Consider the following 19,580-nt stretch of genomic DNA (forward strand, 5'->3'; position numbering starts at 1 on the left):
ATCATCTTGACAACTTGAGGACTACTTTCGATTCCTGTAATTGCCCAATTACATAAATGTTCACAGTTATTAATAATCAGGTGATAGTGGTTTTCATTCATTCGAGAACGCATACGGCGTACCACAGCACGACCTCTAAATTTAGGTTGATTATAGGTAAGAATGAGGATGGGTTTGCCCCGAGAAAATTTTTCGATAGTAGTGATTTCTATAGGCTTTTTTTTGAATAAATGCGCAAATCCTGAATAGTGGATGACACGACCCCGTCCGGCATAAATTCCGTGATGGCTATAGCCAAAATTTTTGACAATGAGATGACTGCCAAGCCTGTATTTGTCTGAACGTTTTTGCATAAATCCTATAGATTCCAATAAAGGTACATCTGTATTTTATTGAAAGAGTGATTTGATTATACCTAAAAACCGAGTGGTGAGTAGACTAAAAAAGTAGGTTTGTCTATTTAACTGCAAAATTATGTGACAAACTTTGAATTAAATAAAGTCACTTGTCGAATCATTAAATCTGAGTATATTGAGATGATTATTCATAGTTTTATAACAAAAAACTTAATATTGATGGGGTTGTTGGTTAGCTTGTTGGGGTGTCATTCAGGTTCTGCTGAAGTGATTTATCAGAATGCACAATATAAAAATATGCATCTAGATATTTTTAAGATCAGTGATTTTAGGCAATTAAAACTTTTTTTAAATGATCAAAATCAACAGCCTTATGGTTATTTTAAAAATGTGCAAAAAGATCTTAATGCATGTCAAAGCTTAGTATTTGTAATGAATGCTGGAATGTATCATCCAAATTATCAACCTGTCGGTTTATATATTGAAAATGCTCAGCAGTTAAAAGCGCTTAATACAGAAAAAGGTTTTGGTAACTTTTTTATGCAGCCCAATGGGGTGCTTGCTTGGAATTCAAAAAATGCTGTGATTGCAACGACGGATGAACTCCAAAGGTCGAAAGAATTTAAAAATTTAAATCCACTCTATGCAACTCAGTCAGGTCCCATGCTTGTCAGTCATGGGCAAGTGAATGCCACATTTCAGAAAAATGCTCAATCACGTAAAATTCGTAATGGTGTTGGCATTAAAAATCAGACACTGTATTTTGTGATCAGCCGTGAGCCAATCAATTTTTATGATTTTGCACAAGTCTTTAAAACACAATTAAAAATTGATAATGCGCTTTATTTGGATGGGACTATATCAAGTGCTTATCATCCTAAGCTAGATAGTCCTAAACAACATTTCAAACTGGGTCCAATGGTGGGATGGGTCAACAATGAAAACTGTGCTAATTAATACGTGCGATGGTTTGTAGTTATATTATATAAAAGTATTTTTATTATGAAAAAAGGTCATCTAAAGTTGGATGACCCTTTACTTTTTGATTGTAAAGACTCTTATATTAAAAATGAAAAATGCTTAGTTTGTTTCACTTTCAAGTAAAACCGAACCAAACTGCTCACGTAAATCTTTTTTCAGCATTTTTCCTGTGCCTGTCAGTGGAATAGAGTCCACAAAAATTACACGGTCAGGAATTTGCCATTTAGCAATTTTATCTGAGAAATAATCGAGTAATTCAGCTTCGGTAATATCGCTATCTTGTGCCTTAATAGCAATAATAATTGGGCGCTCATCCCATTTACGATGAATAGCAGCAATAGCGGCAGCCATTGCAATTTTAGGATGTCCCATCGCTATATTTTCAAGCTCAACAGATGAAATCCATTCACCACCCGATTTGATTAAATCTTTTGCGCGGTCTTGCAAATTAATAAATCCATCAGCATCTATGGTTGCAATATCACCTGTGTCGAACCAGCCATCTTCAGTTAATGCACTTTCATTTTTACCATAATAAGCGTTAATGATCCAATGACCTCGAATTTGTAGATTACCTGAGGTATTGCCATCATTCGGTTGTTCAACCATACCTTTTTCTTGTTCAGTAATACGAACTTCTACGCCAAACGGTGGACGACCTTGAGACAGGCGAATTTGTAATTTTTCATCATCAGATAAAGCATTGTGCTTCGATTTTAATTGGTTCAATGATCCAAGTGGGCTTGTTTCGGTCATTCCCCATGCGTGAATTGTTTCACAGTCATACACATCACGGAACGTTTTCATCATCGCAGGTGGGCAGGCAGAACCACCTATGACATTGCGCTTTAATGTTGGAAGTGAGCTATTTACAGCTTTTGCTGCAAGCAATAAACCTTGCCAAATGGTCGGAACACCAAGAGCAATGCTGACTTTATATTCATCAATCAGCGCAGTTAAACTAGCGCCGTCAAGACCTGGTCCAGGCAATACCAGTGTACAGCCGACCATTGCGGCAATGTAAGGTGTACCCCATGCGTTGACATGGAACATTGGAACAACAGGGAGCATGATATCACGAGCCGAAAGGTTTAAAGAGTCAGGCATTGCACCTGCATAACTCTGTAAAACGGTTGATCGATGAGAGTAGAGAGCTCCTTTTGGATTGCCTGTTGTACCTGAGGTATAACATAGTGAACTTGCTGTATTTTCATCAAATTCAGGCCATTCGTATTCTGCAGATTGTTCTGCAATGACGACATCATAGAATTTAACATCTGGAATGGCATCGGCAACGTCTTGGTCAAATGCACTTAAGCAAATGAAGTGTTCAACATTAGGTACATGGGGTTTAACGGCTTTGATGAGCGGTAAAAAGGTTTTATCGAATAAAATGACACGGTCATTGGCATCGTTAATAATGAAAATCAATTGTTCAGGAAATAAGCGTGGATTGATGGTGTGACAGACAAGCCCACTGCCTGAAATAGCGTACCAAGACTCAAGATGACGATGGTTATTCCAAGCGATCGTTGCAACTCGATCACCTTGTTGCATGCCTAAAGCATTAAGTGCATTGGCAAAGCGTTTTGAGTTTTCAGAGATATGTGTCCAATCTGTTTTCGTAATGGTGCCGTCTGTATTTTTAGAAATGATCTCGGTATCACTGTGATAGCGTGCTGCATGTTTTAACAGGCTGCTGATCAACAGCGACTGAAACATCATACGTCCTTGCATTTTTTATATCCTTTATATGTACTTGAATTTTAGATTCTGTTTTTATATCTTTCCTGACTCATTTTCCTATAAATGGAAAAAAAGAGCTTGCATTCATCCTAACCGAATCACAGGGTTAATCAAGTTAATTTAAGCAAGTTTTTATTTTATTTTTCAAATTAAATACGGCAAAACAATAGCTTGTGTTATTCTCATTATATGAAAATGAAAGCAAACAAATACAAAAAATATTTTAATTTTTATTAAAATGAATACTTGAATAATCATGGGAATATGATAAATATAATAGGGTAGCAAATTTTGATATTGATATTTCAGGATGGAATATCGTCAGTTGCTTTAGCCAAGGATAGAGAGGTAAATCTATAATGTTAAAACTATTAAGGGAATTTTTGTGTATTCACATTTACGAATACGAGCATCAAGCAGGGGATGTTGAGCATATAGAGTGTCGTAAATGCGGAGTTCATAAAGCGCATTAATTTAAGTTAAAAATACATGATCCACTACAAAATCGAAGTGCATAAACACTTCGATTTTTATATTTGCAGTTAAATTTTTCATTATTACGTTGAAGCCGTTAGACTGCATCTAAATTCAAATTGAAATGAAGTGCTATGCCAAAAGACTTTTCTAAGCAAACCTATGTTGTTGATGATGTACTTGCTGATACTTTAACGTGGCTTTGTCATCATCAAGATACTTTTGATGCATTTGAATATGATGCGCTTACTCAAATTTTAAAAGTGCATCATGCCAATGGTACAGATCAGATCCAAGAAGGTATGTTTCTGAATGCCAAATACGGTATTTTAATTACTTCGTTATAACTTTATGTTGTAATCAAAATGTATAAAAATGGCATAAAATGAGATTTCATTTTATGCCATTTTACTTTTAACGTTTAGAACTAGGTATTAGGTTTTAACCTGCCATCGCATCAACAGATAATTCAGCAACTGTCTGTTTGGCTTTCTCAGCTTGTAAGCCGAGTTTTTGGAAGAGTTGTTTGTCTTTACCATCGCCTGCATTTGGCGTAGTTAAGAGCTTTTCACCACTAAACAAGGAATTTGCACCTGCCAAAAATGCCAACGCCTGATCAGAGTCAGATAATGCTTCACGACCTGCAGATAAACGTATATAACTTTTTGGCATAATAATACGAGCAACTGCAATGGTGCGAATCCATTCAGTAACATCTAATTTTTCGACATCGGCAAGTGGTGTACCTTCAATAGGAACTAACATATTGATTGGTACAGATTCAGGGTGCATAGGCAATGTTGCTAATTCTTGGAGTAAACCTACACGGTCATTACGGTTTTCACCTAAACCGACAATCCCACCACTACATACTTTCATACCTACACTACGAACATGATCAAGCGTATCTAAGCGGTCATCAAAAGTACGTGTGCTAATAATATGTGAATAATATTCACGAGAAGTGTCAAGATTGTGATTGTAGTAATCAAGTCCAGCTTCGTGTAATCGTTCAGCTTGAGATTGATTGAGCATACCCAATGTCATACAAGTTTCTAAGCCTAATGCCTTTACTTCACGTACCATTTCTAAAACATAAGGCATATCACGCTCATGTGGATTACGCCAAGCAGCTCCCATACAAAAACGTGATGAACCTGATTCAAGAGCGTCTTTTGCCTCGCTAATCACTTTGTCTACAGCAATGCGCTTTTCGGCTTCTAGTTTTGAATCATAATGTGCTGATTGTGAACAATATTTACAATCTTCAGGACATTTCCCCGTTTTAATAGATAGTAAAGTACTGACTTGAATGACATTGGCATCAAAATATTCACGGTGAATTTGCTGAGCCTTAAAAACAAGATCCATAAAAGGTTGTTCATAAAGATGTTGAATTTCTTCACGCGTCCAATCGTTGCGGGTGGTCATGGGTCAAATCCGTGATATATACGTTATTTATGTTTTATCATACAGTGTTTGTGCAAAATCCAAAGGGCAAAAATGTACAAAGTTGATGGGATCTGTCGATAAAAAATAAGTAATTTATAAAAAATAAATGTTCAATTTAGTTGCAAAGATTGGCTAATTTTTGCAGATTTAGTGACATAATTTTAAAAGAGAAGAGTTTTAATGTTGTGTTGAATTGGCGACTAAGTTGATAATTTTAAGCCAACTTTGTTAGTAACGTGTATAAGTAAAAAAAATTAAAAACTGTGGTTAATATACAAATTTTATGGCTTTTTTTTACTCAATTGTTCCTCAATAGCCCAATCAATATGGACTTGCACAATATTATCTTGTTGATGTGGTGGTTGTTGAAGTTTCCTTAAAATTTCTTCAGAAAATGGTGCATTACCCAAGCCAATGGCGATATTACGCATAAAGCTCTGATAACCTGTACGTCGTATTGGACTACCTTCGGTACAATTAAGGAATGTTTGTTCATCCCATTGCCATAGGTCTAATAAATTAACATCATCCAAACCGTGACGAGGGTTAAAGTCGTCAATGGTGGCTTTTTTTGCAAAGCTGTTCCAAGGGCAGATCAGTTGGCAATCATCACAGCCAAAAACTCGATTACCGATACCACGGCGTAATTCTTCAGAAATAATACCTTTATATTCAATGGTTAAGTATGCAATACATTTACGAGCATCAAGCATGTACGGTTCAACAATTGCTTGAGTTGGACAAATGTCGATACATGCTGTACATGAACCGCAATGTTTCGTTGTTGCTTCATCAAAAGGCAATTCTAATGAAGTAAATAATTCACCTAAAACAAAGAAAGAACCTGATTTTTTATGAATAAGTAAAGTATGTTTGCCAGTCCAGCCCATGCCTGCATTTTCAGCCAAAGATTTCTCAAAAACAGGGGCTGAATCTGCAAAAGGGCGAGATTCAAACTCACCAACTTTTTCACGAATAATATTTGATAGAGTTTTTAAGCGCCCACGCATGACTTTGTGATAATCACGCCCACGCGCATAACGGGCAATGATGGCTGAGTTTGGTTCATCAGGCACATAACGTGGTTTTGGTGTTTCTACCAAATAATTCATTCGCACACAGATAATGCTTTTTGTACCTGGGACGAGCAGGGTTGGGTCTGCACGTTTTTCTAAATTTTCTTCTAAAAATTTCATATCGCCATGATAGCCACGTTTTAAATATTCTTTGAAACGTGGTAATTCAGCTTGAGCATCGGGGCGAGCAATGACACAATCAGCAAAGCCCAATTGCAAAGCCTGATCTTTAATCCATGCTTTTAATTCATGTGGATCAATTTGTTGCAGTGGAATAGAGGGTGTAACTGAAGTTGCCGACATAGTAAATTAATGCGCTATTTAAAAATGAGAAGAAAAGGACAGAATCATGCCTAAGCAAGTTTATCATAGCCATGAAATTCAAGCATGGGAGCATCGTTGGTTTGAGCAACAAAATAGTTCGTTTGGCTTGATGCAACAGGTTGCTTGGATAGTTTCACAGCGTTTAGATAACTTGTTTCAAAATGAATATTCACACATTCAAAAAATAGCCGTGTGGTGTGGTGCAGGCAATAACGCTGGTGATGGTTATTGCATCGCAAGTTATTTAAAACAAAAAGGTTATTTGGTTGAGATATTTGCAAGCGATACTAGTCATTCGGTTGACCTACAATCTGCAATCAGAATCGCCAAGCAAAATCATGTGATGATTCATCAGAATTTTAATCTTTTATCTGCCTTTGATTGTCATATTGATGCTTTATTTGGTATTGGTTTAAATCGTGAGTTAGATGAGCCTTGGCAAGCCATTATTCAAAAATTTAATGCTCAAAAAGGTTTGAAAATAGCAATTGATCTTCCAAGTGGTTTAAATGCTAATTCAGGACAGCCATTACCTCTTGCTATTAAAGCAGATTATACCTACACCGTTTTAGGGCTAAAAGCAGGGTTATTTACAGGACAGGGCAAGGAGTATTCAGGCATTGTCGATGTGATTTCAGTGATTCCTATAGATTCAGAGTTAAACAATTTAGCGCAATTATCACCTTTAAATATTCAGCTACCACAACGGCAAGCCTTTGGTCATAAAGGCAGTTATGGACATGTTTTGGTGGTTGGTGGTCATGCGGAAATGGGCGGTGCTGTAATGATGGCAGGCGAGTCAGCGTTTAGTGCAGGCGCGGGCAAAGTCACCATTGTCTGTGATGCTAAACATCACACAGCTATTCTTTCTCGTTCACCCAATATCATGCTTCGTGATATTAACCTATTGTCTGAGCAAGATATTCAAAACCTACTCGATCATGTCGATGCGGTGGGTTTTGGTATGGGTTTAGGACGTGATGATTGGGCAAAACAGCAATTTTTAAAATGGTTTACACCCATTCAAAAAAGTGAACACTTACAAATCGTTTTGGATGCAGACGCTCTATGGTTTTTGGCTGAACAGTCGACCAAATTGAATGAAAAAACTTATTTAACGCCACATCCTGGCGAGGCATCTAAATTGTTGAATTGTTCAGTCGCAGAGATTGAACAAGATCGAGTGAAAGCCATTCAAAAACTTCAAGAAAAATATGCAGGGCAATGGGTACTTAAAGGTGCAGGCAGTTTGATTTTAGAAGATCAACTTTGGATTTGCACAGCAGGCAATGCAGGTATGGGTACTGGTGGTATGGGGGATGTACTCGCAGGCATGATTGCAAGTTTAAAAGCACAATTTTCTGAGCAAATTCATTTGCATGAAATCGTGACTTTACATGCGTTGGCAGGTGATTATTTAGCGAAAAAAGGTATGCGTGGTTTACAAGCACAGCATATGAATGAAGCGGTGTATGCTGTGGTCAATCTTAGTTAATTCGAGTTATTTAGAATGCAAGTAATCAAATTATTGATCAGCGGAAAAGTTCAAGGAGTTGGTTATCGCCGTTGGTTTGAGAAACTGGCTATAGCGCTAAAACTGAATGGCTATGTGAAAAACTGACCAACAGGTGAGGTAGAGGCCGTGGTTGTTGGGAATGAAACTGTGATTTCAAGGTTAATTACACATTGTTATACAGGTTCTACATGTGCGCATGTAACACAGATTGCTGTAACGCAGATTGAGCAAAAAAAATTGGAGCAGATATCTGAATATACCGATTTTAAAATATTACGATGATTTTATTTTCAAGAGAAAAAAGCGAGTTTTAAAATCTTTAAATGATGGTTTGTATGATGTTGAAATCAAATTTTCAGGGACAAAAAAGATAAAAGTTCTGATAAAATTGTGTCAGTAAGTAGAAAGGCTTTATTTGTATAATGATCAACAGGAAACATTTATTCGAGTGAAATAACATGATAGAAAAGTATTTGGTGGTGGGGGTTGTGGTGGCTTTATGTCTTGCACTTATTGCCTATACCCAATTTTCAGGTCGAAATACCGAAGATAAAAGTTTGAGCTTTAAAGATAAACTACAGAAAGCTTTTGCTGAGTTTAAAATAGTTGAGCGTAATCAAAATTTAATTATTTGCCGTGAAATTGAAAACCAACGTATTCTCGATGAATTGGTTTTAATTCGTATTGATCCAAATCAACAGAAAAATTTGCGTACATCAGGGAAAATGCTGATAGCGACCTATTCAAAACAGCCAAGTATTCGTGAAGTGACAAAAGATGCTGTAGCGTATTTGGCGTAATTAGATTTAAAACATCTATCTAAAAATGTTGAGTTATTTGAGTAAGGCGAAATGATAAATATTTCGCCTTATCTTTTTATAAGTCTAATCTTCTTGATTTAGCGACGACGACTGCTGGTACGGCTACGCCCACGTGCCATTCCACCGAGTGCATTGAGTACAGCAAGCTTACTCATACTGCCAGAAGCATGTGCATGACAAATAGCAGCAGCAAGAGCATCGGCAGCATCTTGCTGCGGCTTAATCGAAAGATTCAGTAATCTCATCACCATCATTTGCACCTGTTCTTTATCTGCCGCTCCATAGCCCACAACAGATTGCTTGATTTGTCGTGCAGAATATTCGGCAACTTGTAAGTCTAAATTGACTAATGCCGCAATAGCAGCGCCACGAGCTTGACCAAGTTTTAATGCGGAATCTGGATTTTTTGCCATAAAGACTTGCTCTACAGCAGCCTCCGTTGGACCATGAAATTTTACAATACGTTCAATCCCTGCAAAAATTCGTTTGAGTCGTTCAGGCATTTCAGTTGTTTCTGTGCGAATTGTCCCTGCATCGATAAATTTTAGTTTTTGACCATCTTTTTCGATGATGCCATAACCTGTAAGACGTGAGCCTGGATCAATTCCAATAATTAAAGACATAAAAAGACGAAGTTAAAAGATTGAGACAATTATATGATTTGGCGAGGAAAATGTAAGTATAATTTTAATGATGATAACTCGATTCAAGAATGAGTGATTTTATAGATGATTATGATAAGTGCTGATTTGGTCTTTGTAGGAAAGTAATGGGTTTAAATATTCAGTCCTTTTGTTTAAAACAGGGCGTGGTCAAAAATAAAGAAGTGTATTGGATTCATCGCATACTCGCCATTTTCTATGCTTTAGTTTGTGGTTTCATGGCTATTGGGCTAATCAGTACATTTGAGATGATGAATAGTGTTTTTGTACTTTTAGTTGTATTACTACCTTTGGGGTGGATCAGTTATTTACATTGGCTCGCATCGCTTGAATCTATGCAAGGAACAGAGCGAGGACGTCGTATGACTTTATTTATTGCTCTGATTTTATTGATGGCTTTTCCTTTGGGAACACTCATTTCAATATGTTTACTTTATAAAAGTAGCCAAAATTTATGGCATTTTGAATAGAAAGCTAAAATTTACCCTTTAAAATTTTAGAAATGCCCATATAGTATTTTAACAACGATGTAAATATTGATCACGTATGTGTGCAATGTTGTATCAAAATTTATTGAATTATTTGAGATTAGATTAATTTTCATGAAAATTGCATTGGTGGTTCTTATCGGTTTGGTCCTCGAAATCCTCGTTTGGATTGGTGTGGGCGATCTTGTTGGCAGTATGTGGTATGTCTTTTTTTGGTTTATTGCTGCATTTTTTATTGGTGGAAGTATTATCCGTAAAAACTCGCAAGGTTTAATGCCTCAGATGCAACAAATGCAGATGGGACAAATGGCAGATCCATCATTGGCAGGGAATTTACCTAAATTGATTGCAGGTTTTCTGTTGTTAATTCCAGGTTTGATCACGGATGTACTTGCTGTTTTACTACTAATCCCTGCTGTTCAAAATGCACTAAAAGCAGCCATGATGAAAGTGATGATGAAAAAACAACAAGACATGATGAACAATATGATGGGTGGCATGATGGGCGATTTAAATGGTATGGGCGGTGCAGGCGCACAAGGTCAAAATCCATTTGCAGACATGATGCGCCAAATGCAAGATATGCAGAATCAACAAAGTGGTGGTACAGGGCGTTATAACGATTCTTCAGTGATTGATGGTGAAGCACATGAAGTTCAACCTCAACATCAACAGATTGAATTAAAGGATGTGAAGAAAAATTAATCTTTAATCAGTACTGTAGATATACTGTATTGAACAAGTATTCATAAAAAATCAAAGTCGGATCACAGATCCGACTTTTTGATTTTTAAATATTTATATTTAAAATAAAAGCATTTAATTTGAAGGATTATTTTTTAATATTTGATACATTTTTAAGTATAATTTAGGACTCTGCGATTCAGATTTTTGATCCATGTCTTTGTTAATCACCATTTGTTTATTACATTTCATTGCACAATTAAGCCCAGGTCCAGATGTTTTACTTGTTGCTAAAAGTGCAGCATCCAATAGTAGAGCGAATACATTAAAAATAGTTTTGGGCATTAGTGTCGGTATTGTGATATGGGTAGTGCTGACTTTATTGGGTTTTACGGTGTTGATTGAACAATGGCCGTGGATTCAACAAGCCCTGATGTTAATTGGTGGATTTTTTCTTGCCAAAATGGGTTATGGCATGTTGAAGGGTGGCTTGTTAAGTTTAAAACAACAGGCTTCACTTGATGGTGTTATGGAACAAAAGCCACAAAATTATTTTATGTTGGGTTTGTTCACCAATTTATCCAATCCTAAAACGTTAATTTATTTTAGTAGTGTATTTTCTTTAGCGCTGAGTTCGAGTGCAGGGGCAAGCTTGAAACCGCAACTTGCTGTCATTATTCCGATACAGACGTTTGTGGTCTTTTCATTGCTGACTTTAATTATGTCTATGCCCAAAATGAAAGCCATGTATCAACGCGCTGGAAGCTATATTGATATTATTTCAGGTGTTTTTTTCCTCATTTTCGCCGTATTTTTATGGGTAGATGCCGTTCATTTGTTCGGCTGATCACTGTTTAAAGATTGTGGGGATTTAGGCTTAGGTTCTTTTTCTATATGTAGGCATGCTGACTTAGTTGTATGCTCAGCTCGGTATTGTGTAGGCTCGAGTACTGTTTGTTGATTTTCAGAGTTTTGATATTTACGACTACGGTTAGCGCGTTCCCGAAAACCACCTTTATTGATGAGTTGTACCATGTTAAAGCTCATTGTGCGAATCATGCACATTTTAACATAGAGAAGTATTTTGTAATATTAAGATAGGTTCTTGATGTTGATAATTTACACTTCCAAAAAATTTATACATATAAATAGATAATCTGTTACATTCAAGTTCTATGTTTTAACGAATTGAAATATATTTAAATTTTATTTTTTGACACAAATATCTATTAATTTAAGGGAACTGAAACATTTTTCATTTAATTTAGGCTTGAAATTATTGATTGTGTTCCTTAGTATGAATTTTATAAATATAAAACAAAGTATATGCAAATGGATGGTATATACCAAAAATGAAGGAGTTTAAAATGTATACTTATAACTGCGCATGTTGTAATTCTGTTCTGACATATCATGCGAAAGAATGTAATCACTGTGGTTCACATCATATTCGTAGCCCAATTAATAGTTGGATTTTCTGTATTTTCGCTTGTCTTGCAGTTGTCATTACATTGAAACTCGTACATATCTATACGCAAAGTCACAATGAAGTTCCCGTACAACAGTCATTATTAGAAATTCTTAATAAAAGTAAATAACGTGGATTTTTGTTGAGAATAGTTGATTGAATAAAAAAACCCACATGATGTGGGTTTTTTTAATACTCTATGAGAAAGTTAACAGATCGGCTTATAGACCTGCAGAAGCTTTTAATGCTTCAACTTTGTCTGTTTTTTCCCATGTAAATGCAGTGTCAGAACCTTCACGACCAAAGTGACCATAAGCAGCCGTTTGTTGGTACATCGGCTGAATGAGATCAAGCATACGAGTAATACCGTATGGACGTAGATCAAAGTGTTCACGAACTAAAGCAATAATCAAATCTTCAGACACTTTTGCAGTGTTAAATGTATTGATTGAAATTGAAGTTGGCTCTGCAACACCAATAGCATAAGACACTTGAATTTCACATTTGTCTGCAAGACCTGCGGCAACAATGTTTTTCGCCACATAACGACCTGCATAAGCGGCAGAACGGTCAACTTTAGATGGATCTTTACCAGAAAAAGCACCGCCACCGTGACGAGCCATACCACCGTAAGTATCGACAATAATTTTACGACCTGTTAAACCACAGTCACCTACAGGACCGCCAATGACGAACATACCTGTTGGATTAATGTGAAATTGAGTGCCAGCATGGAACATATCAGCAGGAATAACTTTTTTCACGATTTCTTCAATAATAGCTTCTTTGAGCTGTGATTGAGAAATAGAAGGATCATGTTGTGTAGACAAAACTACAGCATCAAGGCGAACAGGCTTACCATTTTCATAAGCAAAAGTGACCTGACTTTTTGCATCTGGGCGTAACCAAGCAAGCGTACCTTTTTTGCGAAGTTCAGCTTGTTTTTCCATTAAGCGGTGTGCATAAGAAATTGGCGCAGGCATTAATACATCAGTTTCACGGCTTGCATAGCCAAACATTAAACCTTGGTCACCAGCACCTTGATCTTCGGGTTTCTGGCGATCTACACCTTGTGCAATCTCAGGTGACTGTTTACCAATCATATTGAGAACCGCACAAGTCGAGCCATCAAAACCCAGATCAGAATGGTGATAACCAATACCATTTACGGTATTACGAACAATTGCTTCGAAGTCCACATTTGCAGTTGTAGTAATTTCACCCGCAAGAACAACAACCCCTGTTTTTACAAGCGTTTCACAAGCAACCCGTGCATATGGGTCTTCTTTTAAAATAGCATCCAAAATCGCGTCACTGATTTGATCCGCCATTTTGTCTGGGTGGCCTTCGCTTACTGATTCAGAAGTAAAAACACTGTACTCGCGCATGAATATCCTACGGGCATTATTTTTTCGATGCGTTATGTTACATCCACTTGCCAATAATCACTAGGCTATTGTTATGAAAAAATCAAATTAAACATACAATTTAATCTGATTCATTGTGATCATGGCATTTTTTGTCCTTATTTTTTAGCTTTCTGTGGATACATAACAAACAGGTACGAGTTCTTCACGGCGGACATCATCTACAGCAAGGGGATTATCTTTTTGGCTATCCCAAATATAAAGTTGATAGTGTTCAGGAAACATTTTTGAAGAATATAAATCAACTTTTGGAAAAAATTGACGATAACGATTGTAATAGTCTAAACCTGACATATGTGTCCAACGTGCATTGCCACTATAGTCATCTACGGTTTTTTCAGTAAAAACAGGCATAGGAATAATTGCGATCCCGTTGGGTTTTAATATTCTCCGCATTTCTGAAATGGCTTTAATATCATCAAATGGATAAAGCAAAATATGTGATGCGAAAACAATATTAAAACTTGCATCAGGAAAAGGAATATCGACAACGTCAAACTGAATATCGACATTGGTACGGAATTTATCAGCCGAAGTATAATTTTTAAATTTACTTTGAAAGTATTTTTGCAATGCTCGTTCAGGAGCAATGTGTAATATTTGAGCGTCAATATTTTCATATGAGTCAAAAAGTTGTTTGATAACAATATACTGTAGTCGAGCACGTTCATTTTCACCACATTTTGGGCATTTTGCATTCAATCTGCGTTTTTTATCCTTAAATGGACCTGTATATAAACAGATTGGGCAGGTGAATTTTTGCTTGTTCGGGTATAAAATTTTATAAAATGGTGCTCTTAAGCTTTTAATTTGTTGCTTCACTGACATGATTATTTTAGATTTTCCCTGTTGCAACAGTTTTTCCAAATCATATATGAAATATTTTTAACTTACATTTAAAAAAAATCATGAATGCAAAAAAACAACAAAGCGATAAAAATTGGGAAAATGATATTAATGTGCTAAATTTTCCATTTTTTTGAAACCTGAATGCATAAATATGTAGTTATGCCTTTACCCCGTCAGCTTTTTTTAAGACAATAGCACTAGCTTTTGAATTTTTATTCATCTTCCTCATATTTTCAAACTTATTGGACTCTGATCTATGACAACCCCGCTAAATGAACGTCGTGTTGCAAATGCAATTCGTGTATTGGCTATGGATGCTGTGCAAAAAGCAAACTCTGGACATCCAGGTGCTCCAATGGGGATGGCTGATATCGCTGATGTGGTATGGCGTGAGTTTATGAACCATAACCCGAACAATCCACAATGGGCAAACCGTGACCGTTTTGTATTGTCGAATGGTCATGGTTCAATGTTGCAATATGCGTTGTTACATTTGACAGGTTATGATCTTTCAATTGAAGATATTAAACAATTCCGTCAATTACATTCTAAAACACCAGGTCACCCAGAATTGGGTTATGCACCAGGTATTGAAACCACGACTGGTCCATTGGGTCAGGGTGTTGCAAACGCTGTTGGTTTTGCACTTGCTGAAAAAACTTTAGCTGCGCAATTCAACAAAGAAGATATTAAAGTTGTAGATCACTTCACTTACTGTTTCTTGGGTGATGGTTGTTTGATGGAAGGTATTTCCCATGAAGCATGTTCACTTGCAGGCACTTTAAATTTAGGGAAGCTTGTTGTTTATTATGATGATAACGGCATCTCAATTGATGGTGAAGTAGAAGGTTGGTTCTCTGACGATACAGAAGCTCGTTTCCATGCTTACGGTTGGCAAGTGCTTAAAGTTGATGGTCACGATGCTGATGCAATTCGTACCGCAACGGTTGCTGCACAAGCTGAAACAGCGAAACCAACACTGATTATGTGTAAAACCATTATCGGTTTAGGTTCACCAAACAAACAAGGCAAAGAAGATTGCCACGGTGCACCACTGGGTAATGATGAAATTGCATTGACTCGTCAAGCTTTGGGTTGGACAGATGAGCCATTCGTTATTCCTGCTGATATCTATGCAGCTTGGGATGCTAAAGCGAAAGGTACAGCTTCAGAAACAGCGTGGAATGAAACTTTTGCTGCCTATGCTGCAAAATATCCTACAGAAGCAGCTGAACTTAAACGTCGTTCTTCAGGTGATTTACCTGCGGACTTCGTAGCAAAAGCAGATGCGTATATTGCTGAAGTAAATGCTAAAGCTGAAACCATTGCAAGCCGTAAAGCAAGCCAAAATGCGATTCAAGCATTTGCCCCACAGCTTTCTGAAATTTTGGGTGGTTCTGCGGATCTTGCGGGTTCTAACCTAACACTTTGGAAAGGTGCAAAAGGCGTTGAATCTGATCCTGCGGGTAACTATGTTCACTATGGTGTGCGTGAGTTCGGTATGACTGCAATTGCCAATGGCGTTGCACTTCACGGTGGTTTCATTCCTTACGTTGCAACATTCCTGATGTTTATGGAATATGCACGTAATGCTGTACGTATGTCTGCGTTGATGAAGCAACGTGTGATTCATGTATATACACATGACTCAATCGGTCTAGGTGAAGATGGTCCTACGCATCAGCCAATTGAACAAATTGCATCTTTACGTGGTACACCAAACTTAAACACTTGGCGTCCATGTGACACTGTAGAAGCATCTATTTCTTGGAAATCTGCATTGTTACGTTCAGAAGGTCCAACAGCGTTGATCTTCTCTCGTCAAAACTTACCATTCCAAACGCGTACAGATGCACAAATTGCTGATGTTGCTAAAGGTGGTTATGTTTTAGCGAAAGAAAAAGGTGAGTTAAAAGCCATTATTATTGCAACTGGTTCAGAAGTGTCATTGGCAATGGAAGCACATGCACAACTTGATGGTGTGCGTGTTGTGTCTATGCCATGTGCTGAAGAATTTGTTAAGCAAGATGTTGCATATCGTGAAGCTGTTCTTCCTGCACATATTCGTGCACGTGTTGCGGTTGAAGCTGCACATGTAGATTATTGGTGGAAGTTCGTTGGTTTAGACGGTAAAGTGATCGGTATGACTACTTATGGTGAGTCTGCACCTGCGAAAGATTTATATCAACACTTCGGTATTACCACTGAAGCGGTGATTGAAGCAGTTAAAGAAGTTACAGCTTAATAATGATATTTAGTTGAAATAAAGAACGCTCCTGAAAATGGGGCGTTTTTTATTATTCTTTTTAGTGAAAAGGAAAGGGTAATTTATATATACAAATTAGATATACAAAACATTACGGCTGAATCGTCATCGTATATTTAAAATAAAGACTGTATGTATTTAAAACTATAAAAGGAAACAATAATGAAATTATTTTCTAAAATTTGTGTTTTAGCACTATGTGTGGCTAATGGTGTAAATACCCAAGCTCAACAAAATAAAATGGATGAGCCTATTCGTGTAGATTGGGATGCGCAGGGTAAATTCGAAAATAAAATTAAGGAATTAACAGGTTTAGGCGAGTGGAGTTATTTGGAACTCTATATTGATCAGAATAATCGACAAGAAAGTATAAAGTTTTTGAGTAATAAGAATGTAAAAAAAGATAGATTGATGATGAAATTTAATTGTATAGAACCTAATGCAAAGCCAAGTTTTTTGATTGAGGATAAGCGAGGACTAGATCGGTTGAGTTCAAATGACGAAAAAGAAATTGATATTCTACTTGATGGAAAAAGCTATAAAAATCCATTTATTCAAACATCAGACCAATTGGAGAAGTTTCAACAGGCTTTAATGACAGCGAAAATAATTCAATTTAATGCAGATACTTTTGATTCGCCTTTTAAGTTTTCAAATCAAAATGCTGAAATAACGAATAAAAAAGTAAATTGTGAAACTTAATGCGCTAGGTCATCGAGAGGAATAAACATGATTTTAATGAACGATAGGTTGATTCATACATATATCGAACGCATCAACAATAAAATGTATTGTCAAAAATGGACGGAAAAGGCTAGCAGTTTTTATTAAAAGGTATATAGTGTGCTCCTTAATTTGGTTTTGATTCCATATGGTTATTCATAAGCCATAAGTGAGGTAAATATGAGTCTTTATGAACAAGTGAGTGAAGAAATCATTTTGATGGATGTTGGTGAGCAAAAATGGATTGGGCAGGATTTGCCGATAGAATCTATGGTTGCTGTTGAATTGTTACTTCAGGATATGGCTGACGACAAGCAAATTAAAATTCGCCGTAAGAATCACGAAAAGCAAACTGGTTTAAAGCAAATAGATCGAATTTTGGTTGAAAAGCTATAATTTTTAAAGTATTAAAAAGCCCCGAAAGGGGCTTTAATCGTTTTAGTGTATTAAAATAGTATATGTATTCACTATTTTAAAATGTTCCTAATTTTAAAATGTCCCTACATGTTGTCAAAGGCGATTGATCATAGTTTGAATACGATTTTTTTGCTTCTACAACCTTATATTTTTTAGACATTATTTTATGCTTAATTCAGTTTGAATCTGAATGTTTGATGTCAATAATTTATGCACAGGGCAACTTTCTGCAACTTTAAGTAAGCGCTTATACTGTTCCTCGGTAAAATCACCTTTTAAAGTAATTGTACGCACAATATTATTTTGACCTGCCTCAGGATCACCTGCAGGATTGAGTGCTAAATCGACCTGAATATGTTCAATTTTAATATCTTTATGATCTGCATACATTTCCAAAGTGACTGTGGTACATGCACCTAAAGCAGAAAGTAAAATTTGCATTGGATTTGGTGCCGTATCTGAGCCTCCTTTTTCAGCAGGTTCATCGGCATACCAAGTGTGACCTTGAGGATTGGTCAATGTAACACGGTAAGGCGTATGGTTACCTTCAACAAATGCACGATTGATCATAATATAATTTTCCCTTTTATTATCTGTGAGTGAGTCAAAATATTATGGCAGACTTCCACTGTTATTTTTTGTAGATTCTTTGTCGTTATGTTTGGCTTAATCGCTTTTTAATAGCTGTATAGAGATTATTTTTTGAAAATTATAATATAATAATCATATAGATAGGTATTTTATTGTTCTGTTGATTTTAAATAATAGCGTATTTTGTGTAATCGTTGCAATTATGCGACATATCGTTTTATGAATAAGAGTGCATTAAAATCATGAATGTATAAACTAAACATTATTCTAAGTGAGATAACAACATGAACTTCAAGTCTTTAGCATTAGGTTTAGCAGTCGCTTCTATCGCAACAATCAGTGTTGCAAAACCTGTGGATTACACCATTGACCCAACACATACTGCAACAGTATTTACTTGGAATCATTTTGGTTTCTCTACACCCTCTGCAAATTTTAGTGACATTCAAGGAACAATTTCAGTAGATAATGCAAAACCTGTAAACTCTGCTGTAAATGTAACAATTCCATTGTCTAGTTTGAATACAAATGTTAAAGCACTTGATGATCACTTGAAAAATGCTGATTTCTTTGATGCTGAAAAATATCCAAATATCACATTCAAAAGTACAAAAGTGCAAGCGCTAGGTCAAAACAAATACAAAATTACGGGTGATTTAACTGTAAAAAATGTGACTAAACCTGTCGTATTGGATGCTGTGTTAAACAAACAAGGTGTTCATCCTATGACTAAAGCTGAATCAATTGGCTTTAATGCAACGACTTCTTTTGATCGTTCAGCATTTGGTGTTGGTGCATATGTGCCTAATGTAGGTGATAAGATTACTGTAAATATTACAACTGAGGCTTCTGTAGCGAAGTAATATTGCAATATATCAAAGGCTTATAAGGTGAATATGAATTACTTTATAGGCCTTTTTTATCGCCTATTACTTTTAAAAAGGTGTTAATTTTTACTATTTTCTCTACAATATTACTAAAATAATAAGGAATTTACTCCGAGATTACGCCAAAAATTCGATAAAACTATCTAATCCTATTAAGCGTGGCTCTAGATAGCGTATCACACCGTTAATTTTCAAAATCAAAGATAAATATCAACAAAATCATTGTTTGATAATATAGTTAGTTGTTAATAATTTTAAGTTATTGATTGTATTTAAAAAACTACCATCTGGTAGTTTTTTAAATACAATCAATTAAAAATAATATAAATCACAAATGAGAGAAAAAATAAACCAATTAATATTAAAATATAT

Annotated in this window: 21 protein-coding genes and 1 pseudogene; 13 read left to right on the forward strand and 9 right to left on the reverse strand. The window is 36.1% G+C overall.

Annotation, left to right across the window (positions count from 1 at the left end; all coding sequences use genetic code 11):
* Positions 1 to 353 (reverse strand): lecithin retinol acyltransferase family protein (locus tag ACK2M2_RS13210; RefSeq protein ID WP_419349216.1); only part of this gene is annotated, 353 nt, incomplete at its 3' end.
* A gap of 123 nt (positions 354 to 476) precedes the next feature.
* Here ACK2M2_RS13210 and ACK2M2_RS13215 point away from each other — a divergent pair.
* Positions 477 to 1,313 carry a phosphodiester glycosidase family protein gene (locus ACK2M2_RS13215; protein ID WP_419349218.1) on the forward strand — a complete coding sequence of 279 codons (837 nt, stop codon included), beginning with the start codon at positions 477 to 479 and terminating at the stop codon, positions 1,311 to 1,313.
* A 123-nt stretch (positions 1,314 to 1,436) separates the two neighbouring features.
* Here ACK2M2_RS13215 and ACK2M2_RS13220 read toward each other — a convergent pair whose 3' ends face one another.
* Positions 1,437 to 3,074, reverse strand: coding sequence for a long-chain-fatty-acid--CoA ligase (locus tag ACK2M2_RS13220; RefSeq protein WP_419349220.1), 1,638 nt, complete (start codon positions 3,072 to 3,074; stop codon positions 1,437 to 1,439).
* 617 nt (positions 3,075 to 3,691) lie between these two features.
* On the opposite strand from ACK2M2_RS13220, the gene ACK2M2_RS13225 reads away from it, so the two are divergent.
* Positions 3,692 to 3,904 carry a hypothetical protein gene (locus tag ACK2M2_RS13225; RefSeq protein WP_419349222.1) on the forward strand — a complete coding sequence of 71 codons (213 nt, stop codon included), beginning with the start codon at positions 3,692 to 3,694 and terminating at the stop codon, positions 3,902 to 3,904.
* Positions 3,905 to 3,998: 94 nt separating this feature from the next.
* Here ACK2M2_RS13225 and bioB read toward each other — a convergent pair whose 3' ends face one another.
* A complete protein-coding gene (gene bioB, locus ACK2M2_RS13230; RefSeq protein WP_419349224.1) occupies positions 3,999 to 4,988 on the reverse strand; it encodes a biotin synthase BioB in 990 nt (329 codons plus the stop codon).
* Positions 4,989 to 5,290: 302 nt separating this feature from the next.
* Positions 5,291 to 6,388: a tRNA epoxyqueuosine(34) reductase QueG gene (queG, locus tag ACK2M2_RS13235; protein WP_409510157.1), complete on the reverse strand. Its 1,098-nt coding sequence runs from the start codon at positions 6,386 to 6,388 to the stop codon at positions 5,291 to 5,293.
* A gap of 46 nt (positions 6,389 to 6,434) precedes the next feature.
* Between queG and ACK2M2_RS13240 the strand changes: the two genes are divergently transcribed.
* The 3 genes and pseudogenes from ACK2M2_RS13240 to ACK2M2_RS13250 all read left to right on the forward strand — a co-directional run bounded on the left by ACK2M2_RS13240 (position 6,435) and on the right by ACK2M2_RS13250 (position 8,725).
* The gene (locus ACK2M2_RS13240) at positions 6,435 to 7,904 is read left to right on the forward strand and encodes an NAD(P)H-hydrate dehydratase (RefSeq protein ID WP_419349226.1); all 1,470 of its coding nucleotides are present in this window, start codon (positions 6,435 to 6,437) and stop codon (positions 7,902 to 7,904) included.
* A 15-nt stretch (positions 7,905 to 7,919) separates the two neighbouring features.
* Positions 7,920 to 8,207: pseudogene (locus tag ACK2M2_RS13245) on the forward strand (acylphosphatase).
* A gap of 176 nt (positions 8,208 to 8,383) precedes the next feature.
* Complete coding sequence (locus ACK2M2_RS13250) at positions 8,384 to 8,725, forward strand: hypothetical protein (RefSeq protein WP_419349228.1); 342 nt, start codon at positions 8,384 to 8,386, stop codon at positions 8,723 to 8,725.
* Positions 8,726 to 8,823: 98 nt separating this feature from the next.
* On the opposite strand, the gene ruvC is transcribed toward ACK2M2_RS13250, so the two are convergent.
* Positions 8,824 to 9,369: a crossover junction endodeoxyribonuclease RuvC gene (ruvC, locus tag ACK2M2_RS13255; RefSeq protein WP_409510154.1), complete on the reverse strand. Its 546-nt coding sequence runs from the start codon at positions 9,367 to 9,369 to the stop codon at positions 8,824 to 8,826.
* Positions 9,370 to 9,515: 146 nt separating this feature from the next.
* On the opposite strand from ruvC, the gene ACK2M2_RS13260 reads away from it, so the two are divergent.
* The 3 genes from ACK2M2_RS13260 to ACK2M2_RS13270 all read left to right on the forward strand — a co-directional run bounded on the left by ACK2M2_RS13260 (position 9,516) and on the right by ACK2M2_RS13270 (position 11,427).
* A complete protein-coding gene (locus ACK2M2_RS13260; protein WP_409510153.1) occupies positions 9,516 to 9,878 on the forward strand; it encodes a hypothetical protein in 363 nt (120 codons plus the stop codon).
* A 132-nt stretch (positions 9,879 to 10,010) separates the two neighbouring features.
* Positions 10,011 to 10,601: an FxsA family protein gene (locus ACK2M2_RS13265; RefSeq protein WP_419349230.1), complete on the forward strand. Its 591-nt coding sequence runs from the start codon at positions 10,011 to 10,013 to the stop codon at positions 10,599 to 10,601.
* A gap of 193 nt (positions 10,602 to 10,794) precedes the next feature.
* Positions 10,795 to 11,427 (forward strand): LysE family transporter, encoded by a 633-nt coding sequence (locus tag ACK2M2_RS13270; protein ID WP_419349232.1) that lies wholly within the window; start codon positions 10,795 to 10,797, stop codon positions 11,425 to 11,427.
* Here ACK2M2_RS13270 and ACK2M2_RS13275 read toward each other — a convergent pair.
* Entirely contained in the window at positions 11,412 to 11,615 is a 204-nt protein-coding gene (locus ACK2M2_RS13275) for a hypothetical protein (RefSeq protein WP_419349274.1), read from the reverse strand. The genes ACK2M2_RS13270 and ACK2M2_RS13275 overlap by 16 nt on opposite strands.
* Before the next feature lie 332 nt (positions 11,616 to 11,947).
* On the opposite strand from ACK2M2_RS13275, the gene ACK2M2_RS13280 reads away from it, so the two are divergent.
* Positions 11,948 to 12,178, forward strand: a complete 231-nt coding sequence (locus tag ACK2M2_RS13280; protein WP_419349234.1) for a hypothetical protein — start codon at positions 11,948 to 11,950, stop codon at positions 12,176 to 12,178.
* A 91-nt stretch (positions 12,179 to 12,269) separates the two neighbouring features.
* On the opposite strand, the gene metK is transcribed toward ACK2M2_RS13280, so the two are convergent.
* Both metK and ACK2M2_RS13290 read right to left on the reverse strand, forming a co-directional pair.
* Positions 12,270 to 13,436, reverse strand: a complete 1,167-nt coding sequence (gene metK, locus ACK2M2_RS13285) for a methionine adenosyltransferase (RefSeq protein WP_409510149.1) — start codon at positions 13,434 to 13,436, stop codon at positions 12,270 to 12,272.
* Positions 13,437 to 13,580: 144 nt separating this feature from the next.
* Entirely contained in the window at positions 13,581 to 14,303 is a 723-nt protein-coding gene (locus ACK2M2_RS13290; RefSeq protein WP_419349237.1) for a methyltransferase domain-containing protein, read from the reverse strand.
* 277 nt (positions 14,304 to 14,580) lie between these two features.
* Here ACK2M2_RS13290 and tkt point away from each other — a divergent pair, with 277 nt between their 5' ends.
* From tkt to ACK2M2_RS13305, 3 genes are all read left to right on the forward strand, one after another.
* Entirely contained in the window at positions 14,581 to 16,569 is a 1,989-nt protein-coding gene (gene tkt, locus ACK2M2_RS13295; protein ID WP_419349239.1) for a transketolase, read from the forward strand.
* A gap of 183 nt (positions 16,570 to 16,752) precedes the next feature.
* The gene (locus ACK2M2_RS13300) at positions 16,753 to 17,292 is read left to right on the forward strand and encodes a hypothetical protein (protein WP_419349241.1); all 540 of its coding nucleotides are present in this window, start codon (positions 16,753 to 16,755) and stop codon (positions 17,290 to 17,292) included.
* A gap of 201 nt (positions 17,293 to 17,493) precedes the next feature.
* The gene (locus ACK2M2_RS13305) at positions 17,494 to 17,709 is read left to right on the forward strand and encodes a hypothetical protein (RefSeq protein ID WP_409510145.1); all 216 of its coding nucleotides are present in this window, start codon (positions 17,494 to 17,496) and stop codon (positions 17,707 to 17,709) included.
* A 180-nt stretch (positions 17,710 to 17,889) separates the two neighbouring features.
* On the opposite strand, the gene ACK2M2_RS13310 is transcribed toward ACK2M2_RS13305, so the two are convergent.
* Positions 17,890 to 18,300, reverse strand: a complete 411-nt coding sequence (locus tag ACK2M2_RS13310; RefSeq protein ID WP_409510144.1) for an OsmC family protein — start codon at positions 18,298 to 18,300, stop codon at positions 17,890 to 17,892.
* A 305-nt stretch (positions 18,301 to 18,605) separates the two neighbouring features.
* Between ACK2M2_RS13310 and ACK2M2_RS13315 the strand changes: the two genes are divergently transcribed.
* Positions 18,606 to 19,184, forward strand: coding sequence for a YceI family protein (locus ACK2M2_RS13315; protein ID WP_419349243.1), 579 nt, complete (start codon positions 18,606 to 18,608; stop codon positions 19,182 to 19,184).
* Positions 19,185 to 19,580 lie beyond the last annotated feature (396 nt).

Origin of the sequence: Acinetobacter sp. TY1, assembly GCF_048551395.1 — a bacterium.
In the GTDB taxonomy this organism is placed as follows: domain Bacteria; phylum Pseudomonadota; class Gammaproteobacteria; order Pseudomonadales; family Moraxellaceae; genus Acinetobacter.